This window comes from Microbacterium maritypicum, from assembly GCF_041529975.1.
GTDB lineage: Bacteria > Actinomycetota > Actinomycetes > Actinomycetales > Microbacteriaceae > Microbacterium.
Genome location: NZ_CP168030.1, coordinates 1746324 through 1770542, shown reverse-complemented (window position 1 = coordinate 1770542; position 24219 = coordinate 1746324). Strand labels below are relative to the sequence as shown.

The window sequence follows — 24219 nt, the reverse complement described above, 5'->3', positions numbered from 1 at the left end:
CGAGGCTCGCGAACCGCGAGAAATCGCGGCTGGGAAGCCCCTGTGAACGATCCATCCACAGGGGGCACGCTACGCCGCCCCTCAGACATTTCGTTTCCTGTGGAATCGGACTTTCGGCGTGTCGCGGGCGTGTCGCCGCACGGCCTCTTCCACGACCACACTCGAGGCCCGGTACCGTTGTCTGGTGGCGGGATATCGGGACCTTCTTCGCACGCCCGGAGTGGCGCGCATGATCGCGGCTCAGCTGACCGCGCGCTTCCCCAACGGCATGATGTCCCTCGCGATCCTGCTGCACGTCGAGCAGCAGACCGGGTCGTACGGCTCCGCCGGCCTCGTCCTAGCCGCGACCAGCGTGGGGCAGGCCGTCGCCGGCCCGATCACGAGTCGGTGGATGGGCGTCTGGGGCATGCGACGCGTGATCACCCTCACCCTGTCGGTGTGCGTCGTCACCGTGCTCGGCCTCGCTCTGCTTCCGCTCGACGTGCCTGGTTACATGCTGCTCGGGATGGTCGCGGGGCTCTCCACCCCGCCCGTGCAGGCCGCCGTGCGCACGATCTACCCGAAGCTCGTGAACTCCTCGAACCTCACGCCGCTGTTCTCCCTCGACGCCTCGCTGCAGGAGATCATCTGGGTGCTGGCGCCGGTCGTCATCACCCTGGTCTCCACCCAGATCGGCACGGCGGAGGGCCTGCTGCTGGTGGCGATCATCCTCGTCGGCGGCGGCGCCTGGTTCATCCTCTCCCCCGAGGTCGGTCGGGTGCGCATCCCGCGCAGCCGCAATGCGCTGGGCAAGGTCGTCCTCAAACCTCCCGTGCTGCTGGCGACCGTCATCGGCTTCCTGCTGATCGGCGCCTGCTCGGCGGTCGAGGTGGGCGTCGTCGCGACCTTCGAGCACGGCAGTCTCGCGGCCGGACTCGTGCTCGCCGTGTTCTCGGCGGGGAGCCTGGCGGGCGGCCTGGCGTTCGGCCACATCCCGATCGGGCCGTGGGCCATGGCGCGCCGCCTGCTGATCGTCACGATCGGCCTGGGCCTCACGATGGTCATGCTCAACGTGTTCTGGCTGGGCGGCACCCTGATCCTCGCCGGCATCGGCATCGCTCCCGCCCTCGCCGTGCTCTTCGCCATCACCTCGGCCAGCGTGAAGTTCAGCGAGACCGCTGAAGCCTTCGGCTGGGCGGGCACCGGGCAGCTGATCGGCGCGGCAGCCGGATCCGCCGTCGCCGGGTTCCTCGTCGATGCGAGCGACTGGCGCGGCGCCTACCTGGCCGCCACGATCTTCGCCGCGGTCGGCCTGCTCGTCTCCATCGTCTTCGTCCGTTCCTTCCCCGACCTGCGTCATCGCGACGCGAGCCCGTATCCCGACACCGAACCCCTGGCGGTCACCCCCTCATGAGCTCCACCTCCTCCCCCGTCTCCGCACCCGAGATCGTCTGCGTCGGCGAGACCATGGCGCTGATCACACCGACCGATGCCGCACTCGCGACAGCCGGTCACGCGACGATCGGCATCGCCGGGGCGGAGTCGAACGTGTCGGCCGGGGTCGCCGCGACCGGGCACCGCGTGGCGTGGGCATCCCGGCTCGGCGCCGATCCGCTCGGCGACCGCATCGCGTCGGAGCTCGAGCGTCGCGGCGTGGAGCTGTGGGTCGAGCGCGACGACACCACCCCGACCGGCGTGATGTTCAAGGATCCGGGCGTCGAGTCCTCCTCCGTCTACTACTACCGCCGAGGCTCCGCGGCCTCTCGCATGGAGGCGGGGTTCCTGACGCCGGAGCGGCTCGACGGCGTGCGCATCGTGCACACCACCGGGATCACGCCCGCGCTCTCCGCATCCTGCCGCGAGATGGTGTACCGGCTCTTCGCCGATGCGCGCACAGCCGGTGCGCTGGTGTCCTTCGACGTGAACGACCGCCGCCCCCTGTGGAGTCGAGAGGACGCGGCCGAGACCCTCGCCCGCCTGGCCGACGCCGCCGACATCACCTTCGTCGGACGCGACGAGGCCGAACGCATCTGGGGAACCGCGACGGCGGCCGAGATCCGGGCCTTCCTGCCGAACTGCGCGCTGCTGATCGTCAAGGACGGCGACATCGGCGCGACCGCGTACGACGGCGATGCCGAGCCGGTGTTCGTCCCCGCTCCGGTGGTCGACGTGGTCGAGCCGGTCGGCGCGGGCGATGCTTTCGCCTCCGGCTTCCTGGCGGCGACCCTCGACGGCGCCGACCTCGCCGCGCGCCTCTCCGCGGGCCACGCCGCCGCCGAGAGAGTGCTGCTGATCGCGGCGGACCTGCCGGCACTGCCGCCGCTCGACTGACACTCCCCCGCCAATACGCGCAGGGACCGTCGCCTCTCCCGGTCGTAGGCTGGTGCCATGCCTGCACCGCTCACGCTGCCCCGCCTCGCCTGGGGTTCTCCGTCGGCCTCGCGGCGGGCGCTTCTGGTCCACGGTCTCGGCTCTTCGGGCGCGCTGATGTGGCGCCTGGGTGATGCTCTCGCCGACGCCGGATGGCATGCCACGGCCGTCGATCTCCGGGGTCACGGCGACGCCCCGCGCTCCCTCGACTACTCCGTCGCCGCCTACGGTGCCGACCTCGCCGCCACTCATCCGGAGGACGGCGGATCCTGGGACGCGGTCATCGGCCACTCCCTCGGCGGCGCGGCGAGCACGGTCGCGGCCGCATCCTCCCCCGGCTGGACGCGACGCCTCGTGCTCATCGATCCCGCGATCCATGTCGACGGACGCGACGCGGCCATCGTCCGCCGGAGCCAGGAGCGCGCCTTCGCCGACACCCGGCTCGAGGTCGTGCAGCAGGAGCACCCGCACTGGCATCCGCAGGACCAGGAGCTCAAAGTCGACGCCGTCCTGCGCGCCAGCGCCTGGGCGGTGGAGCAGACCAGCGTCCAGAACCAGCCGTGGGATGTGCGTGCCGACGCCGCGCGCCTCACCGTGCCGACGCACGTGATCGGCGCCGATCCCGCGGTCTACAGCATCTTCACCGGGGACCTCGCCGCGGAAGTCCTCGCCGCGAATCCGCTGATCACCCTGTCCGTCGTCGAGGGTGCAGGACATTCGCTGCACCGTGATCGCCCGGACGAATCCGTCCGTCAGCTTCTGGAGGCACTCGCATGAGCACGTTCGATCCCACGGCCTTCCTGCCCGACGACCTTCTCGAACGAATCAGGGAGCGCGCGCCGATCCACGACCGCGAGAACACCTTCCCCCGGCAGGACCTCGACGAGCTGCGCGCCGCCGGCTACCTGTCGATCCTGGTGCCCACCGAACGCGGCGGTGCCGGGCTCGGACTCGCCGAGGCCGCGCTCCTCCAGCAGCGACTGGCGGGTGCCGCTCCGGCGACGGCGCTGGCCGTCAACATGCACCTGGTGTGGACCGGGGTGGCGAAGGTGTTCTCCGACCGCGGCGTTCCGGGCCTCGAGTTCGTGCAGGACGGCGCGGTCGCCGGCGAGGTCTTCGCGTTCGGGATCAGCGAGGGCGGCAACGACCTGGTCCTGTTCGGCAGCGACACCGCCGCCGTGCCCGACGGGGACGGCGGCTACGCCTTCACCGGCACGAAGATCTTCACGTCTCTCGCCCCGGTGTGGACGCGGCTCGGACTGCACGGCCTCGACACCACGAGCCCCGACGCGCCGAAGCTGGTGTTCGCGTTCGTGGAGCGGACGGATGCCGTCACCACCTCCGATGACTGGGACACCCTGGGCATGCGCGGAACGCAGAGCCGCACCACGCGGCTGAACGGTGCAGTGGCGGATGCCGCGCACGTGGTGCGCCGCATCGATCCCGGTCCCAGCCCCGACCCGATCGTGTTCGGCATCTTCTCGGTGTTCGAGATCCTCCTGGCCTCGGTGTACACCGGCATCGCCCGGCGCGCACTCGAGCTGGCGATCGCCACCGCGCAGAAGCGGCACTCGAAGAAGACCGGGCTGGCGTACAGCCAGGACCCCGACATCCGCTGGCGCATCGCTGACATGGGGCTCGCGTACGACGCGCTGCCTCCGCAGATCGCGGCGCTCGCCCGCGACGTCGACGATCGTGTCGACAACGGGGCGCGCTGGTTCCCGCTGCTCTCGGGCGTCAAGCACCGCGCGATCACGATGGCCAAGCACGTCGTCGACGAGGCGATGCTCGTGGCGGGCGGTGGCTCCTACTTCTCGGCGAACGAGCTGTCCCGGCTGTATCGCGACGTGCTGGCGGGTGCCTTCCACCCCTCCGACCCCGAATCCGCGCATTCCACTGCGGCGAGCGCACTGCTGGGTCCGATCGAGTCCTGAGCGCATTCCCGCCGGTTCCGTCGATGAAGCACGTCGCGACCGCGGAATCGGTTGCCTGACGCGGTGACGAGTGCGAAGATCGCACCATGGGTCCGGTGAAGAAGAATCCCACACTCGACGCGATCTCCAAGACGATCATCGAGCTGCTCCAGGAAGACGGACGCCGCTCGTATTCCGACATCGGTCGTGTGGTCGGCCTGAGCGAGGCCGCCGTACGGCAGCGCGTGCAGCGACTGACGGAGTCCGGGGTGATGCAGATCGTCGCGGTCACCGATCCGATGCAGCTCGGCTTCCCCCGGCAGGCGATGATCGGCATCCGCGTGTCGGGAGATACACGACACGTCGCCGAGGCCGTGGCGGCGATCGATGCCGTCGACTACGTCGTCATCACGGTCGGCTCCTTCGACGTCCTCGCAGAGGTGGTCTGTGAGGACGACGACGACCTGCTGTCTCTGATCAACGACGTCATCCGCCCGATCGACGGCGTCCTCTCCACCGAGACCTTCATCTACGCGAAGCTGCAGAAGCAGCTCTACAACTGGGGGACCAGATGAACACCGCACGCACCATCCCGTCGGAGTCCGCGCTGCAGACGATGGCGAAGGACCATCTCTGGATGCACTTCGCCCGGCAGTCCACGATGACCGCGTCCGGTGTCCCGATCATCGTCAAAGGCGACGGCCATCGGATCTGGGACGCGAAGGGCAAGGAGTACTTCGACGGCCTCGCCGGCCTGTTCGTGGTGAACGCCGGGCACGGTCGGCGAAGGCTGGCGGAGGCGGCCGCCGCGCAGGCATCCGAGCTGGCGTTCTTCCCGCTGTGGTCGTATGCGCATCCGGCGGCGATCGAGCTGGCCGACCGTCTCGCGGACGAGGCTCCGGGCGACCTCAACCGAGTCTTCTTCTCCACGGGCGGCGGCGAGGCCGTCGAGACCGCGTTCAAGCTCGCGAAGCACTACTGGAAGCTGCAGGGGAAGCCCGCCAAGCACAAGGTGATCTCCCGGGCGGTCGCGTACCACGGCACCCCGCAGGGAGCGCTGGCGATCACCGGCATCCCGGCGATGAAGTCGATGTTCGAGCCGGTCACCCCTGGCGGCTTCCGCGTGCCGAACACCAACTTCTATCGCGCGGCCGAGATGGGCGCGCCCGCCGACGACCTCGAGGCCTTCGGACGCTGGGCGGCAGACCGCATCGAGGAGATGATCCTGTTCGAGGGTGCCGACACGGTCGCCGCGGTGTTCCTCGAGCCGGTGCAGAACTCCGGCGGCTGCTTCCCGCCGCCTCCCGGCTACTTCGCGCGCGTCCGCGAGATCTGCGACCGCCATGACGTGCTCCTCGTGTCGGACGAGGTCATCTGCGCCTTCGGGCGCCTCGGCCACACGTTCGCCTGCACGGGCCTCGGCTACGTGCCCGACATGATCACGTGCGCCAAGGGCATGACGAGCGGATACTCCCCCATCGGTGCGACGATCGTCAGCGACCGCATCTACGAGCCGTTCTCGAAGGGAGACGTCTCGTTCCCGCACGGTTACACGTTCGGCGGTCACCCCGTCTCCGCAGCAGTCGCACTGGAGAACCTCGACATCTTCGACGAGGAGGGACTCAACGCGAATGTCCGCGAGAACTCTCCGCTCTTCCGCGCCGAGCTCGAGAAGCTGCTCGACCTGCCCATGGTCGGTGACGTGCGCGGGGACGGGTACTTCTTCGGCATCGAGCTCGTGAAGGACAAGGCCACCAAGGAGACCTTCGACGGCGCCGAGTCCGAGCGGCTGCTGCGTGGGTTCCTCTCCCCCGCGCTGTTCGAGGCGGGCCTGTACTGTCGCGCCGACGATCGCGGCGACCCCGTCATCCAGCTCGCGCCACCGCTCACCGTCGGGCCGGCCGAGTTCCGCGAGATCGAGCAGATCCTCCGTGACGTGCTGACGCGCGCGCAGTCGGTGCTCTAAGGCGTCGAATCCGTCGCAGGTGGGCGGACGAGAACCGGCTACTTGGAGTCGAAGTCGAAGGCTTTGAGCAGCTCGACCACGGCCTTGTCGCGTTCGTCTCCACCCGCATCGAACATGTGGGTGACGTGCGTGCGGAGGTGGTTCTCGAGCAGCAGCCGGTTCAGCGACTCGAGGGAACGCTGGATCGCACGCGACTGCGTGATGATGTCCATGCAGTACTCCTCGTTCTCGATCATCCGCGCGACGCCGCGCATCTGCCCCTCGAGGATGCTGGTGCGGTGCAGGGCGCGCTTCTTGATGTCTTCGATCACGTCTCGAGGCTACCGCCCGTGAAAGGATGACGTCATGCCGCGAACACCGATGACGCAGCTCTCGCCCGCTGACCAGGAACGCCTGCGCGCGCTCCGCCGGATGAAGGCCGTCGCCCTCGGAGCGCTGGTGTTCATGGCCGTGGTCTTCGTGTTCGCCTTCGCCTTCCAGCAGCGGTTCGACTGGCTCGCCTATGTCCGTGCCGCGGCAGAGGGCGGCATGGTGGGCGCGCTCGCGGACTGGTTCGCCGTGACCGCGCTGTTCCGCCGCCCGCTGGGACTGCCGATCCCGCACACCGCGATCATCCCGAGCCGCAAGGACGAGATCGGCCGGAGCCTCGGCGAGTTCGTCGAGACGAACTTCCTGGCGGGCGATGTCGTGCGCACCAAGCTGTCGAGCACGCGGATCGCCCTCCGTGCCGGCGAATGGCTGCGCGAGGCTCCGCACGCCGAGCGTGTCGGCGCCGAGGGGGCGACCATCGCGACAGCGGTGCTCAACGCGCTGAGCGACGACGACGTGCGCGACCTCATCACCGACCTCGCGCGCGAGCACCTCGTCGCTCCGGAGTGGGGCCCTCCCGCGGGCGCGTGGCTCGAGAAGATCGTCGAGGCCGACGCACATCACGGCGCCGTCGATCTCGCGGTCGACAGCATCGGACGTTGGCTCGAGGCCAACGCCGAGTCCTTCTCGGGCCTCGTCTCGCGGCGCCTTCCCGGCTGGGTCCCGAAGCTCGCGCATCGCTTCGTCGACGACACCGTCTACAACGAGGCGATCAAGTTCGTCCACGCCGTGCAGGCCGACCCGCGGCACCCGGCCCGCATCGCCGTCGACGGCTACCTCGGCCGCCTCGCCGACAACCTGCAGAACGACCCCGCCACCCGCGCCAAGCTCGAGAACGCGAAGGCGTCGCTGTTCGACAGCCCTCGGGTCGGTGCCCTGGCCGCCGAGGCGTGGAACACCGCGAAGAACGGGTTGCTCGCCGCTCTCGCCGACCCCGAGAGCGGTCTGCGCCGACGAGCGGTGCAAGCGCTGCAGGAGGTCGGCGAACGCCTGACGACGGATGCCGCGCTGCAGAACCGCGTGGACACCTGGGTGTCCGATGCCGCCGTTTTCCTCGTCGACCGCTACCGCCACGACATCGCGTCGATCATCACCGACACCGTCGAGCGCTGGGACCCGGCCGAGACCACGGAGAAGATCGAGCTCATGGTCGGACGCGACCTGCAGTACATCCGCCTGAACGGCACGTTCGTCGGCGCCCTCGCCGGCCTCGCCATCTTCACGATCGCCCACGCCCTGATCCCCGGAGTCTGATATGGCACCCGCATCCCGACAGCTGAGTCACGACCCGCTCTGGCGGCGCGCCGGATCCTGGCCCGCCTTCAGCGGTGCAGCCGATGCCGTGCTGCTCGGCGTACCGACCTGGCGCACGTCGCTTTCACCGACAGGTGCGCACGCGACACCGACCGCGATCCGCGAAGCCCTCCCCCGATACGGAACCGCCCTGATGGGCCCGCCCGTGGTCGAACTCGATGACGTTCTGCGCATCGCCGACGCCGGCGACGTGACCGATCCCGACGGATCCGCCGGTGAGGCGAGGGTCATCTCCCGCGTGCGAAAGCTCACCGGTGCCACAGAACTCGTGATCGCACTCGGCGGCGACAACTCGCTCACCTATCCGGTGGCCCTCGGCGCCGAGGCGACAGGGCTGATCACCTTCGACGCGCACTTCGACCTTCGTGACGGGATCTCCAACGGCACGCCGGTGCGCCGCCTCGTCGAAGACGTGCCTGCTGTGTCGTCGCTCGGCACCGCGCGCATCGATCCGTCCAGGATCGTGCAGATCGGCATCGCCGACTTCGCGAACTCCGCCGCCTACGCGCAGCGTGCCGCTGAGTGGGGCATCCGGGTGATCACCCTCGACGAGCTGCGCCGTCGCGGCGTCGACGACGTGGTCGCGGAGGCCCTGGAGATCGCGGGCGCCGGTGAGGACTCCCGCGTGCACCTCGACATCGACGTGGACGTGTGCGACCGCTCGGTCGCACCGGGTTGCCCCGCGAGTGTGCCGGGCGGGCTCCAGGCATGGGAGCTGCGCGCGCTGACCCGTGCCGTGGCCGCGGATCCCCGCGTCGTGAGCGCCGACATCGCCGAGGTCGACGCGACGGCCGATGCCGAGGATGCCCGCACGGTCCGGCTCGCGGCGCTGTGCGTGCTCGAACTGCTCGCCGGTCTCGCCGCCCGTCGGTGACTCACACGACGGCGACGACTCGCACGACGGTCGCGCCGTCCTTCCACACCTGACGCACCAGGGGCACGCCTGGGCGGTACGCGAGATGCACGCGGGTAGGGGCATCGAGCAGCACGAGGTCGGCGCGGGCACCGGGGGCGATGATCCCGACGTCGTCGCGCCGCAGCGCACGGGCGCCGCCTGCGGTCGCCGCCCAGACGGCTTCGGCCGGGGTCAGGCCCATGTCGCGCACAGCGATCGCGATGCAGAACGGCATCGACGAGGTGAAGCTCGATCCCGGATTCGTGTCGCACGCGAGGGCCACGGTGACGCCCGCATCGACCAGGCGTCGCGCGTCGGGGTAGGGCTGTCTGGTCGAGAACTCGACTCCCGGAAGCAGCGTGAGGACGGTGGAGCTCTGGGCGAGCGCGTCGATGTCGGCGTCCGTCAGGTAAGTGCCGTGGTCGATGGACGCTGCGCCCAGATCGACCGCGAGGCGCACGCCGTCGCCCGGTCCGAGCTGGCTCGCATGGACGCGGGGCGCGAGTCCGCGCGCGATCCCCGCCTCGAGCACTCGCCGTGATTGCGTCACCGTGAACGCACCGGTCTCGCAGAACACGTCGATCCATTTCGCGTACGGTGCGCAGGCGTCGAGCATGGGGCCCGTGACCAGGTCCACGTACTCATCCGGGCGGTCGGCGTACTCCGCGGGAACGACGTGCGCGCCGAGGAAGGTCACCTCCGATGTGACCTCCGCCGCCAGACGCACGAGCCGTTCCTCGTCGGCGACACTCAGCCCGTAGCCGCTCTTGACCTCGACGGTGGTCGTCCCCTGCGCGAGCATCTCGGCGAGGAACCCGCGGAGTCGCGCGCGCAGCTCCTCGTCACTCGCTGCCCGGGTGGCGGCGACGGTGGAGCGGATGCCGCCGGCCGCGTACTTCTGCCCCGCCATGCGCGCCTCGAACTCCGCCGCGCGGTCGCCCGCGAACACCAGGTGGCTGTGGCTGTCGACGAATCCGGGGATCACGGCCCGGCCGCCGGCATCCACCGTGCCATCGGACGCCGGTGCGTCCGCGGCCGCGCCGACCCAGGCGATGCGGTCGTCCTCCATCAGGACGGCCGCATTGCTCAGGGTTCCACACGGGTCGCCGTCGACGGCGACGTTGGTGGTCAGTTCCGCGATGTTGGTGAGCAGCGTGCGCATCGCTGTTCCTCCCGTTCGAGATCCTTCGAGTGTGTCAGAGCATCGGGATGTTCAGGCCGCGCTCGCGCGCGACCTCGCGGGCGCGCTCATACCCGGCATCCACGTGACGCATCACACCGGTGCCCGGGTCGTTGGTGAGCACCCGTTCGAGCTTCTCCGCGGCGAGGGCCGAGCCGTCGGCGACGGTCACCTGACCCGCGTGGATCGATCGGCCGATGCCGACACCGCCTCCGTGGTGCAGCGATACCCAGGAGGCCCCGGATGCCGTGTTCAGCAGCGCGTTCAGCAGGGGCCAGTCGGCGACGGCGTCGGAGCCGTCCTTCATGGCCTCGGTCTCGCGGTACGGCGAGGCGACCGAGCCCGAGTCCAGGTGGTCCCGCCCGATCACGATCGGCGCCGAGAGTTCGCCCGACGCGACCATCTCGTTGAACTTGAGCCCCGCGAGGTGCCGCTCCTTGTAGCCGAGCCAGCAGATGCGTGCGGGGAGTCCCTCGAAGTGCACTTTCTCCGCGGCCTTCTCCAGCCAGCGGTGCAGGGCCGCGTCCTCGGGGAAGAGGTCGGCGATGGCGCGATCGGTCTTGTAGATGTCCTCGGGGTCTCCGGAGAGAGCCGCCCAGCGGAACGGGCCGCGCCCCTCTTCGAACTGCGGACGGATGTAGGCGGGCACGAATCCGGGGAAGGCGAAGGCCCGGTCGTAGCCACCGAGCTGCGCCTCGGCTCTGATCGAGTTGCCGTAGTCGAACACGGCGGCTCCCGCGTCCTGGAACGCGACCATCGCCTCGACATGTGCCGCCATGGATGCGCGCGACCGGCGAGTGAACTCCTCGGCGTCGCGCTCGGCTTCGGCCTTCCACTCCTCGACGCCGATCCCGATCGGGAGGTACGCGAGCGGATCGTGCGCGCTGGTCTGATCGGTCACGATGTCGATCGGCACGCCACGACGCCGCAGCTCGGGGAAGACCTCGGCCGCGTTGCCGACGACGCCGACCGAGAGGGCCTCGCCGGCAGCCTTGGCTGCGAGGACCCGTGCGACAGCCGCGTCGAGATCGGTCGTGTACTCGTCGAGGTAGCCGTGCGCCACCCGCCGAGAGAGACGCGACTCGTCGACGTCGACGATCAGCACCGCGCCGTCGTTCATGGTGACGGCGAGGGGCTGGGCGCCGCCCATGCCGCCGGCACCGCCGGTGAGGGTGAGGGTGCCGCGCAGGGAATCCCGGCCGAGGGAGCGTGCCACCGCGGCGAACGTCTCATAGGTCCCCTGCAGGATGCCCTGGGTGCCGATGTAGATCCAGGAGCCCGCGGTCATCTGCCCGTACATGATGAGGCCGAGTTCCTCGAGACGGCGGAACTCCGGCCAGTTCGCCCAGTCCCCCACCAGGTTCGAGTTGGCGATGAGCACGCGCGGCGCCCACTCGTGGGTGCGGAACACACCGACCGGCTTGCCCGACTGCACGAGCAGCGTCTCGTCGGGTTCGAGCTCGTCGAGAGTGCGCACGATCGCGTCGTACGCCTCCCAGCTGCGGGCGGCCTTGCCCGTCCCGCCGTACACGACGAGGTCCTCGGGGTGCTCGGCCACTTCGGGGTCGAGGTTGTTCATCAGCATGCGCTTGGCGGCTTCAGCGCCCCAGCTCTTCGCGGTGCGTGTGTTTCCGCGCGCAGCGCGGACGGCACGCGGCCCAGCGGTCGTGTTCTCAGCCATCGATGTGCTCCTTTGCGATGCGGGCGACGTCGCCCGACTGGACGAGGGCGGTGACCGCTTCCATCTCCGGGGAGAGGAAGCGGTCGGGGCCGGGGCCGGCGGCAACCGTGCGGACCAGGTCGCGTACGGCGCCGGTCGCGGGTCCTGCCTGCAGCGGGGCGCGCAGATCGAGGGCGCGAGCGCCGGTGAGGATCTCGATCGCGAGCACGCGGCCGAGGCCGTCGATCGCACGGCGCAGCTTGCGCGCGGCGGCCCACCCCATCGAGACGTGGTCCTCCTGCATGGCGGACGATGGGATCGAATCGACGGATGCCGGCACCGCCAGGCGCTTCAGCTCGGAGACGATGCCCGCGGCCGCGTACTGCGCGATCATGAGGCCCGAGTCGACGCCCACCTCGTCGGCGAGGAAGGGAGGGAGGCCGTGACTGCGTGCCGGATCCAGCGCGCGGTCGGTCCGGCGCTCCGACACCGACGCGACGTCGGCGACCGAGATGGCCAGGAAGTCGAGGACGGCAGCCACCGGGGCGCCGTGGAAGTTGCCGTTGGACTCGATGCGTCCGTCCACGGTGATGACCGGGTTGTCGATGACGCTGGCAAGCTCGCGGCCGGCGATCATCGCTGCGTGCGCGAGCGTGTCGCGGGCTGCGCCGTGCACCTGGGGTGAGCAACGCAGCGAATAGGCGTCCTGCACGCGCCCGTCCTCGGGCCCCTTGTGGCTGGCGACCATCGGGGAGTCCGTCAGCAGCGCCCGAAGGTTAGCGGCGGATGCGGTCTGCCCCGTCTGCGGGCGCAGGGCCATGAGGTCGGCGGCGAAGACCGCGTCGGTACCGAGCTGAGACTCCACCGACATCGCCGCAGCCACGTCGGCAGTGAGCAAGAGCGTCTCGAGGTCGTACAGCGCAAGCACCAGCATGCCGAGCATGCCGTCGGTGCCGTTGATGAGGGCGAGACCCTCCTTCTCGACAAGCACGAGCGGTACGATCCCCGCCGTCGCGAGCGCTTCGGACGCGGGGACGAGAGCACCCGATGCGTCGCGGACCTCACCTTCGCCCATCGCGCCGAGGGCGATGTGCGCGAGGGGGGCGAGATCGCCGGAGCACCCGAGCGACCCGTACTCACGCACGACGGGGGTGATTCCGGAGTTCAGCATGGCCGCATACGTGTCGACGACGACCGGGCGCACACCCGTGCGTCCCGAGGCGAGGGTCTGCAGCCGCAGGAGCTGGAGGCCGCGGACGACCTCGCGCTCGACCTCGGCTCCTGTGCCGGCAGCATGCGAGCGGATCAGGCTGGCCTGCAGCTGCAGGCGCCGGTCGGGGGCGATGAAGGTGGTCGCGAGGGCACCGAACCCGGTCGAGACGCCGTAGTGCGGATGCGGGTCTGCGGCGAGGCCGTCGATCACGCGACGGGTCTCTGCGACGCGGCCGAGAGCATCCGCGTCGATCTGCACGGGGACATCGTGGCGGGCGACGGCGACGACCTCGGCAGGCGACAGCGGGGCTGCACCGATGACAACGGGAACAGGAAAAGTCATGACTCGATTCCACACCCGACGTGTCGTGAGCGGCACCCGTTCGTGCGATGCTTTGTCTGTGATCCCAGACAAACCCGATGCATCACCGGTCGACGGCACGCCGGTACCTGCGGCAGACAACACGCTCCGCATCCTGAGTTTTCTCGCCGGTCGGCCCGCTCCGGTGGCGGCGTCGGCGATCGCGCGCGAGCTCGATCTGCCCCGGTCGACCGTCTACCACCTCCTCAGCACGCTGGCCGCTCACGGGTTCGTTCTGCACCTGCGCGAGGAACGGCGATGGGGGCTCGGCGCGTCGGCATTCGAGCTGGCCGGCGGCTACACCCGCCAACAGCCACTCGCTCGGAGGGGCAGGCCTCTGGTGGCCGCCCTCTCCGACCGGTTGGGAGAGACCGCGCATCTTGCAGTGATGAGCGGCGGCGATGTGCTCTACATCGTCGAGGAGCGCGCGCCACGACGGCCCGCTCTCGTGACCGACGTCGGTGTACGGCTGCCGGCACACCTCACCGCGTCGGGGCGAGCGATGCTCGCTGCACTCCCCCGTGAGCAGGTGCGGGCCCTGTATCCGGATCTGTCGGCATTCCCCGACCGGACGGGGCTCGGGCCGCGCTCACCACGAGAGCTGCGAGAGCTCCTCCGCGAGGTGCGCTCACGAGGGTACGCGACAGAGAACAGCGAGATCGCGGATGGCCTGCGCAGTGTGGGCGCCGCGGTTCTCGACGCTGCCGGGTGGCCGGTGGCCGCCGTCGCCGTGACGTGGGGTCGCATGGATCTGGACGAGAATCTTCTGGCCACAGCTGTACAGGAGTGCGCAGCCATGCTCGAGGCTCGTCTGAAGCGGTGAAGCAACGACGTCGCGGCGCGGGTTAACGCAGAAGAGCCACCCCGCGAGGGATGGCTCTCCTGTTCTTCTCCAGCACAATGCAAAATGGCCACCCATCGATGGGTGGCCATTTTGTCTAAAAGGAGTCCGGCGGTGTCCTACTCTCCCACAGGGTCCCCCCTGCAGTACCATCGGCGCTGTGAGGCTTAGCTTCCGGGTTCGGAATGTAACCGGGCGTTTCCCTCACGCTATGGCCGCCGAAACACTATTGATGTTTCAATCAAACACATAACAAAGTCATTGTTGTTATGCGGTTCTCGACCGTACATCGAGAACCACTCAGTGGACGCGTAGCACCAACAAACGGTGTGTTATCAAGTCATCGGCTTATTAGTACCAGTCAGCTGCATGCATTACTGCACTTCCACATCTGGCCTATCAACCCAGTAGTCTGGCTGGGAGCCTCTCACCCGAAGGTATGGAAATCTCATCTTGAGGCCGGCTTCCCGCTTAGATGCTTTCAGCGGTTATCCATCCCGAACGTAGCTAATCAGCGGTGCTCCTGGCGGAACAACTGACACACCAGAGGTTCGTCCAACCCGGTCCTCTCGTACTAGGGTCAGATCCTCTCAAATTTCCTACGCGCGCAGCGGATAGGGACCGAACTGTCTCACGACGTTCTAAACCCAGCTCGCGTACCGCTTTAATGGGCGAACAGCCCAACCCTTGGGACCTACTCCAGCCCCAGGATGCGACGAGCCGACATCGAGGTGCCAAACCATGCCGTCGATATGGACTCTTGGGCAAGATCAGCCTGTTATCCCCGAGGTACCTTTTATCCGTTGAGCGACAGCGCTTCCACAAGCCACTGCCGGATCACTAGTCCCGACTTTCGTCCCTGCTCGACCTGTCAGTCTCACAGTCAAGCTCCCTTGTGCACTTACACTCGACACCTGATTGCCAACCAGGTTGAGGGAACCTTTGGGCGCCTCCGTTACTTTTTGGGAGGCAACCGCCCCAGTTAAACTACCCACCAGGCACTGTCCCTGAACCGGATTACGGTTCGAAGTTAGATATCCAGAGTGACCAGAGTGGTATTTCAACAATGACTCCACACGAACTAGCGTCCATGCTTCAAAGTCTCCCACCTATCCTACACAAGCCACACCGAACACCAATACCAAGCTGTAGTAAAGGTCACGGGGTCTTTCCGTCCTGCTGCGCGTAACGAGCATCTTTACTCGTAATGCAATTTCGCCGAGTTCGCGGTTGAGACAGTTGGGAAGTCGTTACGCCATTCGTGCAGGTCGGAACTTACCCGACAAGGAATTTCGCTACCTTAGGATGGTTATAGTTACCACCGCCGTTTACTGGGGCTTAAATTCTCAGCTTCGCCTTACGGCTAACCGGTCCTCTTAACCTTCCAGCACCGGGCAGGCGTCAGTCCGTATACATCGTCTTGCGACTTGGCACGGACCTGTGTTTTTAGTAAACAGTCGCTACCCACTAGTCTCTGCGGCCTCCAAACGCTTTCGGGAGTAAATCCCTATACGCCGAAGGCCCCCCTTCTCCCGAAGTTACGGGGGCATTTTGCCGAGTTCCTTAACCACGATTCTCTCGATCTCCTTGGTATTCTCTACCTGACCACCTGAGTCGGTTTGGGGTACGGGCGGCTAGAACCTCGCGTCGATGCTTTTCTTGGCAGCATAGGATCACCCACTTTTTATCCGCATCGTGTCTCAGCCTTAATGAATCGCGGATTTGCCTACGACTCGGCCTACGCACTTGCACCAGGACAACCATCGCCTGGCTTGGGCTACCTTCCTGCGTCACACCTGTTAATACGCTAACCGCACCAGAATGGGGTCGTGCGCTAGGCCCAGAGCGTCACCCCGAAGGGATCAGTCACTGGGATTCAGACACTTAGCACTACTGGATTAGCTTGGGCGGTTCTTCGCCGGTACGGGAATATCAACCCGTTGTCCATCGACTACGCCTGTCGGCCTCGCCTTAGGTCCCGACTTACCCAGGGAAGATTAGCTTGACCCTGGAACCCTTGGTCTTTCGGAGGACGTGTTTCTCACACGTCATTCGCTACTCATGCCTGCATTCTCACTCGTGTAGCCTCCACGGCTGGTTCACACCGCCGCTTCGCTGGCCACACGACGCTCTCCTACCCATCAACACGGCTGGACCACGAAGGCCTACCAATAATGTCAATGCCACAACTTCGGTGGCGTGCTTGAGCCCCGTTACATTGTCGGCGCGGAATCACTTGACCAGTGAGCTATTACGCACTCTTTCAAGGGTGGCTGCTTCTAAGCCAACCTCCTGGTTGTCAAGGCAACTCCACATCCTTTCCCACTTAGCACGCGCTTTGGGACCTTAGTTGGTGGTCTGGGTTGTTTCCCTCTCGACTATGAAGCTTATCCCCCACAGTCTCACTGCTGCGCTCTCACTTACCGGCATTCGGAGTTTGGCTGACGTCAGTAACCTTGTAGGGCCCATCGGCCATCCAGTAGCTCTACCTCCGGCAAGAAACACGCAACGCTGCACCTAAATGCATTTCGGAGAGAACCAGCTATCACGAAGTTTGATTGGCCTTTCACCCCTATCCACAGCTCATCCCCTCAGTTTTCAACCTAAGTGGGTTCGGTCCTCCACGACGTCTTACCGTCGCTTCAACCTGGCCATGGATAGATCACTTCGCTTCGGGTCTAGGACATGCGACTGAATCGCCCTATTCAGACTCGCTTTCGCTACGGCTACCCCACACGGGTTAACCTCGCCACATATCGCTAACTCGCAGGCTCATTCTTCAAAAGGCACGCTGTCACCCCTACTAAGGAGGCTCCAACGGTTTGTAAGCAAACGGTTTCAGGTACTATTTCACTCCCCTCCCGGGGTACTTTTCACCTTTCCCTCACGGTACTTGTCCGCTATCGGTCATCTGGGAGTATTTAGGCTTATCAGGTGGTCCTGACAGATTCACACGGGATTTCACGGGCCCCGTGCTACTTGGGATACTCTTCGCGCCAAGAGAGGCATTTCGACTACGGGGTTGGCACCCTCTATGACCGGCCTTTCAAGACCGTTCGTCTATACCTTCTTGTAACGCCGCCACCTCGGCAGAGATGACTGAAAAGTCCCACAACCCCCAACGTGCAACGCCTGCCGGCTATCACACACGCTAGGTTTAGCCTGTTCCGGTTTCGCTCGCCACTACTAACGGAATCGCGGTTGCTTTCTCTTCCTGTGGGTACTGAGATGTTTCACTTCCCCACGTTCCCTCTACCCGCCCTATATATTCAGGCGGGAGTCACTAGGTCGGCACGCCGCCCAGCGGGGTTTCCCCATTCGGACACCCTCGGATCAAAACTTGCTTATCAGTTCCCCGAGGCTTATCGCAGATTGCTACGTCCTTCTTCGGCTCCAGATGCCAAGGCATCCACCGTTTGCTCTTAAAGACTTGAAATCACATGAGTTTGAATCAAAAACTCGACCCCACCCGAAGATGGAATCTGAAATTGACTAATGATCTTTAAGATCATCTTGTGCAACTGACCGAAGTCAGCTGCAAGATGCTCGCGTCCACTGTGTAGTTCTCAAAGTACGGGCGGTGCCCCTATCCACAACCCCACAAAAGGGGAAACAGAAAGAGGCCCAGAGTAACCGACTGTGCACTCGACCCAAAGGCCAGTGCGCATCCGGTCCCTCAGGACCCAACAGCGTGCAGGTGCGACATCCGCCACCCTCCCCGTTCCCACCAGATCCGAAGACCCGACGTACTAGAGAAGAACAACATCCTTCACACCATGTCAAATGTTCCACCCATGAGCTCCCAGCGAAGAACGTATGCCTTCGATCTGGGTTCTGGACACCCGAAGGTGTCAGATGCTCCTTAGAAAGGAGGTGATCCAGCCGCACCTTCCGGTACGGCTACCTTGTTACGACTTAGTCCTAATTACCGATCCCACCTTCGACGGCTCCCTCCAAAAAGGTTAGGCCACCGGCTTCAGGTGTTACCGACTTTCATGACTTGACGGGCGGTGTGTACAAGACCCGGGAACGTATTCACCGCAGCGTTGCTGATCTGCGATTACTAGCGACTCCGACTTCATGAGGTCGAGTTGCAGACCTCAATCCGAACTGGGACCGGCTTTTTGGGATTCGCTCCACCTCGCGGTATTGCAGCCCTTTGTACCGGCCATTGTAGCATGCGTGAAGCCCAAGACATAAGGGGCATGATGATTTGACGTCATCCCCACCTTCCTCCGAGTTGACCCCGGCAGTATCCCATGAGTTCCCACCATTACGTGCTGGCAACATAGAACGAGGGTTGCGCTCGTTGCGGGACTTAACCCAACATCTCACGACACGAGCTGACGACAACCATGCACCACCTGTTTACGAGTGTCCAAAGAGTTGACCATTTCTGGCCCGTTCTCGTATATGTCAAGCCTTGGTAAGGTTCTTCGCGTTGCATCGAATTAATCCGCATGCTCCGCCGCTTGTGCGGGTCCCCGTCAATTCCTTTGAGTTTTAGCCTTGCGGCCGTACTCCCCAGGCGGGGAACTTAATGCGTTAGCTGCGTCACGGAATCCGTGGAATGGACCCCACAACTAGTTCCCAACGTTTACGGGGTGGACTACCAGGGTATCTAAGCCTGTTTGCTCCCCACCCTTTCGCTCCTCAGCGTCAGTTACGGCCCAGAGATCTGCCTTCGCCATCGGTGTTCCTCCTGATATCTGCGCATTCCACCGCTACACCAGGAATTCCAATCTCCCCTACCGCACTCTAGTCTGCCCGTACCCACTGCAGGCCGGAGGTTGAGCCTCCGGATTTCACAGCAGACGCGACAAACCGCCTACGAGCTCTTTACGCCCAATAATTCCGGATAACGCTTGCGCCCTACGTATTACCGCGGCTGCTGGCACGTAGTTAGCCGGCGCTTTTTCTGCAGGTACCGTCACTTTCGCTTCTTCCCTGCTAAAAGAGGTTTACAACCCGAAGGCCGTCGTCCCTCACGCGGCGTTGCTGCATCAGGCTTGCGCCCATTGTGCAATATTCCCCACTGCTGCCTCCCGTAGGAGTCTGGGCCGTGTCTCAGTCCCAGTGTGGCCGGTCACCCTCTCAGGCCGGCTACCCGTCGACGCCTTGGTGAGCCATTACCTCACCAACAAGCTGATAGGCCGCGAGCCCATCCCCAACCGAAATTCTTTCCAGACGCAGACCATGCGGTCACGTCACATATCCAGTATTAGACGCCGTTTCCAGCGCTTATCCCAGAGTCAGGGGCAGGTTGCTCACGTGTTACTCACCCGTTCGCCACTGATCCCACAGAGCAAGCTCCGTGTTCACCGTTCGACTTGCATGTGTTAAGCACGCCGCCAGCGTTCATCCTGAGCCAGGATCAAACTCTCCGTAAAAAAGAAATGCATACGACACCGGGAAAACGATGACGCAGCGAGTTTGATGCTGACCAAAGAGACAAATTCATTGCTGACTTCATCCATTGCCAACCCCCCGGAAGGAGTTGGTCTTTGATCCAAAGGAATTCTCACCCCCACCGAAGTGGAGACGAGGATAATTTGGCATTTGACAAGTGCACGCTGTTGAGTTCTCAAGGATCGGATGCTCCCACGACCCAGCCATCACAGCCAGGCCCGCAGGGCAACTTCTCTATCTTACCGATCTCGTTTCCGTTGTCAAGTCCGAGTTTCTTCGGCCTGACCGTGGGAACGGACCAGCACCTTCATCCTCTTCACTCAGTGAGTGTTTCAGATTCGGGAGGTGTTCGATGCTTGACGGGAGCCGGTCCGAGGACCTCCGCTCAACCGTTTGGGGCGAACAAGTAATAAGTTACGCGGATCCCGGGGATCGGGCAAATCAGGGCTGACCGCCGGGCGTGTCGCCCGAGAACCCGCGTCACGGAGCCGTCCTCGATGGACGGCGAGAGCACACCCTCGATCGCCCGTACGGGCGCGACGTCACGGCGCGGGTGCATTCGGCAGAGAGAGGGACCGGCGTTGCCGCGCACTCTCCCCCGTCGCGGTCCGACCGTCGACTCGAGCAAGCACATGAAGTGAAGAGGACGGGGGAAGGCAAAGAGCGCCGGAGGAAAGAAGAAAGCCCCCGGTTCTCACCGGGGGCTTTCGTGTTCTGTGGACCTAAGGGGATTCGAACCCCTGACCTCCTCGATGCGAACGAGGCGCGCTACCAACTGCGCCATAGGCCCGTGAACGAGATCTACGCTATCACGACGAAAGCGTTGCTCGCGTCTGCCACGATCACCCCGCGGCGCGACGCGAGAGCAACTCCCGCACGTGCGCCTCGATCTCCGCATCGTCGACGAAGCCCATCTTCGCGTAGGGCGACGACGCGGCAGGAAGCTGCACCGGTGCTGCCGGCGCCATCTGCTCGGCGCGCTCACGCAGCGCGGCGACTCTGGCTGCCTTGCGGCGTTGCTCCTGCGCCTCGATCTGGGCCTGCGCAGCCTGCGCACGCGATCCCGACACGGACGCCAGCGGCTCTGGGAGCGGACGCGGTGTCCACGTCGCCGGGCCCTGGTCGTGCAGCACGGGTGCGACACGTTCCTTGACGGGTGGCGCCACCTCATGCGTGGCGCGCGCCGCGCGGTTCGCGACCGCCGCCATCCTCTGGAGCGCGATGCCGGCGGGCAGGATCATCGACCCGCCGAGCCACAGCAGCACCGAGGTCCCGACGGCCACGAGCTGCCAGATGCCGAATGCGACCACGGCGAGACCGAGCAGGAGAGAGATCGTTGCGACCATGCGCACCCGGCGGCGGGCGCGAGCGCGACGGATCACCGGGTCGGCCCTGGTCGCTGCGAGTTCCTCGCGAAGAGACTCGAGCTCGGCGGCCTCGCGTTCCGACTGCACCCGCTTGGCGAGCTTCTGCTGTGCCAGCGCCGTACGGGCGTTCAGCTCGACGTGCACCTCGGCCGGAGTCTCACTCGTCTCGGCGAGGATGCGGAGCGCCTGGTTCAGTCGAACGGCGTTGCGTTCCGCGGCGTTGTATTGGAAGCGGCCTCTCCACGAAGGGAGCAGGTAGAGCATCCAGAGGAGCACGGCGACGAGCACGATCACTCCCCCGCTCAGCACCGGCCCGTCCATATCGACAACGGTACGGGTTCAGCGGTGACAGAGCCGTACAGAAGGGCGCGTGTCGCGGCGAGTCCGTCAGGATCGCCCGGCGAGCACCGGCTCAGAGGGGGATTCGGTCGGACGGCGGTACCGTCGCGGCGTCAGGCGGCACCTGACCGCTGAGCCAGCGTGCGAGCACACCCTGAGGGACGTCTTCGCGGGTCAGCGCGAACGCGTAGTGATCACGCCAGTCGCCGTCGATATGGATGTAGCGGCGGCGCAGACCCTCGTAGCGGAATCCGAGCTTCTGAACGATTCGAAGGCTCGCAGCGTTCTCCGGTCGGATGCAGATCTCCATCCGGTGCAGCCCGTACTCCGTGAAGCAGGCATCGGTGGCCAGCGCCACTGCGGTGGGGGTGATGCCCCGGCCCGCGAAACGCTCGCTCACCCAGTACCCGATGGTCGCCGAGCAGAGGGAGCCGCGCGAGACGCCCCACACATTGAGCTGCCCGGCGACCTCGCCGTCGTACTCCATGACGAACGGATAGCCCGATCCGTCACGGTACTGCTGAAGCAGACGACGGATGCTGAGCCTCATGTCGAACGAGACGGAGCCGTACGGGACGGTCGCTTCCCAGGGCTGGAGCCACGATCGGTTCGCGAGCAGCTCATGCTGCAGCGGGCGGGCATCCTTCGCCCGCACGAGTCGCAGCTCGATCGGTCCGTGTCGCATTCCCGTCGCCAGTTCCATGCCGCACCGACCTCCGCAGGATCGCCTAGAGGCGTTCCGCGAACTCCTTGAGCCAGGGCCGCAGCTCGGGGCCGAGGTCCTCCCGATCCGAGGCGAGCTGAACGATGGCCTTGATGTAGTCGACGCGGTCGCCCGTATCGTAACGGCGTCCTCCGAAGATGACACCGACGACGCCGGGTCCGTCGGGATCGGTCGCGAGTTCCTGCAGCGCATCCGTGAGCTGGATCTCGCCGCCCTTGCCCGGCTCGGTGCGCTCGAGGATCTCGAAAACCGACGCGGGAAGAACGTATCGACCGATGATGGCGAGGTTGGACGGAGCGTCTTCCTGCGCAGGCTTCTCGACGAGACCGGTGACCCGGACGGCAGCTTGGCCCTCGATCGGCTCGACCGCCGCGGCGCCATACATGTGGATGTTGGCCGGGTCGACCTCCATCAGCGCGATCACCGCGGCGCCGGAGCGCTCGTGCTCGGCGATCATGTCGGTGAGGAGCGGATCGCGCTCGTCGATGAGATCGTCGCCGAGCAGCACCGCGAACGAACTGTCGCCGACGTGGGTACGTGCACGCAGGACCGCGTGTCCGAGACCCTTCGGCTCGCCCTGCCGGACGAAGTGGATGTCGGCGAGGTCGCTCGACTTCATCACTCGCTCGAGTCGCCCCGTATCGCCCTTCTCCATGAGCCTCACCTCGAGCTCGGGCACCGAGTCGAAGTGGTTGGAGATCGCGTTCTTGTTGCGGCCGATGATGACGAGGATGTCGTCGATCCCGGCGTCCGCAGCCTCTTCGACGACGTACTGGATCGCCGGCTTGTCGACGACGGGCAGCATCTCTTTCGGCATCGCCTTCGTCGCGGGAAGGAATCGAGTCCCCAGTCCTGCCGCGGGAATGACGGCTTTGATCTTGTGGTCAGCCATCCTCCCAGCCTAGCGGTGAGCGTCGCCGTAGACTCGGAGCCATGTCGAATGACGTCGAACACGCCAAGCGCGCTCTCCGCGCCGAACTGCGCGAAAGACGCCAGCTCCTCTCCGATCCGCAACGCGAGGCCGCGGCCACGGCGATCGGCGAGCGCCTCGACGCCCTGGTCGACGAGCTCGGCGCACAGTCGATCTCGTGCTTCCTGTCGACCACCACCGAGCCGGGCACCCGTGACTTCGTGACGAGGGCGGTGCGCCGCGGCATCCGCGTCCTGTTGCCGGTCACCCGCGCCGACGGTCTCCTGGACTGGGCCGTGGCCACCGACGACGACGAGGTTTCCGAAGGACTCCACGGCCTGCCGGAGCCCACCGGTGAGGTCCTCGGTCCGATCGCCGTCAACGACGTGGACCTGATGATCGTCCCTGCCGCCGCCGTCGATCGCACCGGGATGCGGATGGGCTGGGGACGCGGCTACTTCGACAAGACGATCGGCTCCATGGAGCAGTGCCCGCCCGTCTACGCGGTCATCTATGATTCCGAGGTACTCGACGAACTTCCGCGAGAGGTGCACGATCAGCCCGTGAACGGGATCGTGACGCCGTCGCAGACTCTCACCCTGTCGCCTCGGCGACGCTGACCTGCAAGGACCCCCATGCCCACCTACGCCTATGCCTGCACATCGTGCGGACACAAGTTCGACGCCGTGCAGAGCTTCGCGGATGACGCCCTGACGGTGTGCCCCGAGTGCGGCGGCCAGCTGCGGAAGCAGTACGGCTCGATCGGCGTCACCTTCAACGGGTCCGGTTTCTATCGCACGGACTCGCGTGCCAAATCCGGCGGTTCCGGGGATGCTTCGGCATCATCGAAGACGGAATCGACGACGAGCGCCAAACCGGCGGCTGCGTCGACTCCGGCCTCTTCGTGAGGCCCTGATCTACTGGGGGTTCCCATGCTCAAAGGTTTCAAGGACTTCCTGCTGCGCGGGAACGTGATCGATCTGGCCGTGGCCGTCGTGATCGGCACGGCGTTCACCGCGATCGTGACCGCGGTGGTCAACAGCATCATCAACCCCTTCATCTCACTCTTCCTCAAGGCGGATGCCGCAGGGGAGTTCGGGATCCCCGTTCCGAACATCTACGGCGAGACGGTGACGTTCCCGATCGGTGACCTGATCTCGGCGATCATCAGCTTCCTCGCCGTCGCCGCCGTCGTCTACTTCGTCTTCGTACTCCCGATGAACACCTTCAAGGCGCACGTCGAGGCACGCAAAGGCACGCCGGCCGAAGAGCCCGAGGAGGAGCCGGCCGCAGCGAGCGAGGCCGAGCTGCTGGTGGAGATCCGCGACCTGCTCAAGGCGCAGCGCGGCGCCTGACGCCCTCCACTCAGACACGAGACGCGCGATTCCTCTTCGGAGGGACCGCGCGTCT

General features: G+C 65.7%; 19 protein-coding genes, 1 tRNA gene and 3 rRNA genes. 12 read left to right on the top strand and 11 right to left on the bottom strand.

Annotation, left to right across the window (positions count from 1 at the left end; genetic code table 11):
* Positions 1–184 precede the first annotated feature (184 nt).
* The 6 genes from ACCO44_RS08730 to ACCO44_RS08705 all read left to right on the top strand — a co-directional run bounded on the left by ACCO44_RS08730 (position 185) and on the right by ACCO44_RS08705 (position 6228).
* Entirely contained in the window at positions 185–1393 is a 1209-nt protein-coding gene (locus tag ACCO44_RS08730; RefSeq protein WP_029262704.1) for an MFS transporter, read from the top strand.
* The gene (locus ACCO44_RS08725; protein WP_372469265.1) at positions 1390–2310 is read left to right on the top strand and encodes a sugar kinase; all 921 of its coding nucleotides are present in this window, start codon (positions 1390–1392) and stop codon (positions 2308–2310) included. The genes ACCO44_RS08730 and ACCO44_RS08725 overlap by 4 nt, the downstream gene beginning before the upstream one ends.
* Positions 2311–2367: 57 nt before the next feature.
* Complete coding sequence (locus tag ACCO44_RS08720) at positions 2368–3126, top strand: alpha/beta fold hydrolase (protein ID WP_372469264.1); 759 nt, start codon at positions 2368–2370, stop codon at positions 3124–3126.
* Positions 3123–4283 carry an acyl-CoA dehydrogenase family protein gene (locus ACCO44_RS08715; protein WP_372469263.1) on the top strand — a complete coding sequence of 387 codons (1161 nt, stop codon included), beginning with the start codon at positions 3123–3125 and terminating at the stop codon, positions 4281–4283. The genes ACCO44_RS08720 and ACCO44_RS08715 overlap by 4 nt, the downstream gene beginning before the upstream one ends.
* Positions 4284–4369: 86 nt before the next feature.
* Positions 4370–4837, top strand: a complete 468-nt coding sequence (locus ACCO44_RS08710; protein WP_029262065.1) for an Lrp/AsnC family transcriptional regulator — start codon at positions 4370–4372, stop codon at positions 4835–4837.
* Positions 4834–6228: an aspartate aminotransferase family protein gene (locus tag ACCO44_RS08705; RefSeq protein ID WP_105710997.1), complete on the top strand. Its 1395-nt coding sequence runs from the start codon at positions 4834–4836 to the stop codon at positions 6226–6228. The genes ACCO44_RS08710 and ACCO44_RS08705 overlap by 4 nt, the downstream gene beginning before the upstream one ends.
* A gap of 38 nt (positions 6229–6266) precedes the next feature.
* Here ACCO44_RS08705 and ACCO44_RS08700 read toward each other — a convergent pair whose 3' ends face one another.
* The gene (locus ACCO44_RS08700; RefSeq protein WP_029262067.1) at positions 6267–6539 is read right to left on the bottom strand and encodes a metal-sensitive transcriptional regulator; all 273 of its coding nucleotides are present in this window, start codon (positions 6537–6539) and stop codon (positions 6267–6269) included.
* A 34-nt stretch (positions 6540–6573) separates the two neighbouring features.
* Between ACCO44_RS08700 and ACCO44_RS08695 the strand changes: the two genes are divergently transcribed.
* Together ACCO44_RS08695 and ACCO44_RS08690 are read left to right on the top strand one after the other, a co-directional pair.
* Positions 6574–7851, top strand: a complete 1278-nt coding sequence (locus ACCO44_RS08695; RefSeq protein ID WP_372469262.1) for a DUF445 domain-containing protein — start codon at positions 6574–6576, stop codon at positions 7849–7851.
* 1 nt (position 7852) lies between these two features.
* Positions 7853–8785, top strand: coding sequence for an agmatinase family protein (locus tag ACCO44_RS08690; RefSeq protein WP_372469261.1), 933 nt, complete (start codon positions 7853–7855; stop codon positions 8783–8785).
* Between the two features lies 1 nt (position 8786).
* On the opposite strand, the gene hutI is transcribed toward ACCO44_RS08690, so the two are convergent.
* From hutI to hutH, 3 genes are read right to left on the bottom strand one after another with little or no spacing between them, the layout of a single operon-like run.
* Positions 8787–9968, bottom strand: a complete 1182-nt coding sequence (hutI, locus tag ACCO44_RS08685) for an imidazolonepropionase (protein WP_372469259.1) — start codon at positions 9966–9968, stop codon at positions 8787–8789.
* Between the two features lie 34 nt (positions 9969–10002).
* Positions 10003–11667: a urocanate hydratase gene (gene hutU, locus ACCO44_RS08680; protein WP_372469258.1), complete on the bottom strand. Its 1665-nt coding sequence runs from the start codon at positions 11665–11667 to the stop codon at positions 10003–10005.
* Positions 11660–13201, bottom strand: coding sequence for a histidine ammonia-lyase (gene hutH, locus ACCO44_RS08675; RefSeq protein ID WP_372469257.1), 1542 nt, complete (start codon positions 13199–13201; stop codon positions 11660–11662). Before hutH ends, hutU begins: the two co-directional genes overlap by 8 nt.
* Positions 13202–13259: 58 nt before the next feature.
* On the opposite strand from hutH, the gene ACCO44_RS08670 reads away from it, so the two are divergent.
* Entirely contained in the window at positions 13260–14042 is a 783-nt protein-coding gene (locus ACCO44_RS08670; protein ID WP_372469256.1) for an IclR family transcriptional regulator, read from the top strand.
* A 124-nt stretch (positions 14043–14166) separates the two neighbouring features.
* On the opposite strand, the gene rrf is transcribed toward ACCO44_RS08670, so the two are convergent.
* The 7 genes from rrf to galU form a co-directional block, all read right to left on the bottom strand.
* A 5S ribosomal RNA gene (gene rrf, locus ACCO44_RS08665) occupies positions 14167–14283 on the bottom strand.
* 108 nt (positions 14284–14391) lie between these two features.
* Positions 14392–17496, bottom strand: a 23S ribosomal RNA gene (locus ACCO44_RS08660).
* Between the two features lie 430 nt (positions 17497–17926).
* Positions 17927–19450: ribosomal RNA gene (locus ACCO44_RS08655) — 16S ribosomal RNA — on the bottom strand.
* The 16S, 23S and 5S rRNA genes sit together here, the layout of an rRNA operon.
* 736 nt (positions 19451–20186) lie before the next feature.
* Positions 20187–20259, bottom strand: a tRNA-Ala gene (locus ACCO44_RS08650).
* A 52-nt stretch (positions 20260–20311) separates the two neighbouring features.
* Positions 20312–21157 (bottom strand): hypothetical protein, encoded by an 846-nt coding sequence (locus tag ACCO44_RS08645; protein ID WP_105711307.1) that lies wholly within the window; start codon positions 21155–21157, stop codon positions 20312–20314.
* Positions 21158–21248: 91 nt separating this feature from the next.
* A complete protein-coding gene (locus ACCO44_RS08640; RefSeq protein ID WP_036303703.1) occupies positions 21249–21860 on the bottom strand; it encodes a GNAT family N-acetyltransferase in 612 nt (203 codons plus the stop codon).
* Between the two features lie 43 nt (positions 21861–21903).
* On the bottom strand, positions 21904–22791 hold the full coding sequence (galU, locus tag ACCO44_RS08635) for a UTP--glucose-1-phosphate uridylyltransferase GalU (protein WP_029262712.1): 888 nt from the start codon (positions 22789–22791) through the stop codon (positions 21904–21906).
* Between the two features lie 41 nt (positions 22792–22832).
* Between galU and ACCO44_RS08630 the strand changes: the two genes are divergently transcribed.
* From ACCO44_RS08630 to mscL, 3 genes are read left to right on the top strand one after another with little or no spacing between them, the layout of a single operon-like run.
* A complete protein-coding gene (locus ACCO44_RS08630; protein ID WP_029262713.1) occupies positions 22833–23429 on the top strand; it encodes a 5-formyltetrahydrofolate cyclo-ligase in 597 nt (198 codons plus the stop codon).
* A gap of 15 nt (positions 23430–23444) precedes the next feature.
* Positions 23445–23717, top strand: coding sequence for an FmdB family zinc ribbon protein (locus ACCO44_RS08625; protein ID WP_029262714.1), 273 nt, complete (start codon positions 23445–23447; stop codon positions 23715–23717).
* 24 nt (positions 23718–23741) lie between these two features.
* Positions 23742–24164 carry a large conductance mechanosensitive channel protein MscL gene (gene mscL, locus ACCO44_RS08620; RefSeq protein WP_029262715.1) on the top strand — a complete coding sequence of 141 codons (423 nt, stop codon included), beginning with the start codon at positions 23742–23744 and terminating at the stop codon, positions 24162–24164.
* The last annotated feature ends 55 nt before the right edge of the window (positions 24165–24219 follow it).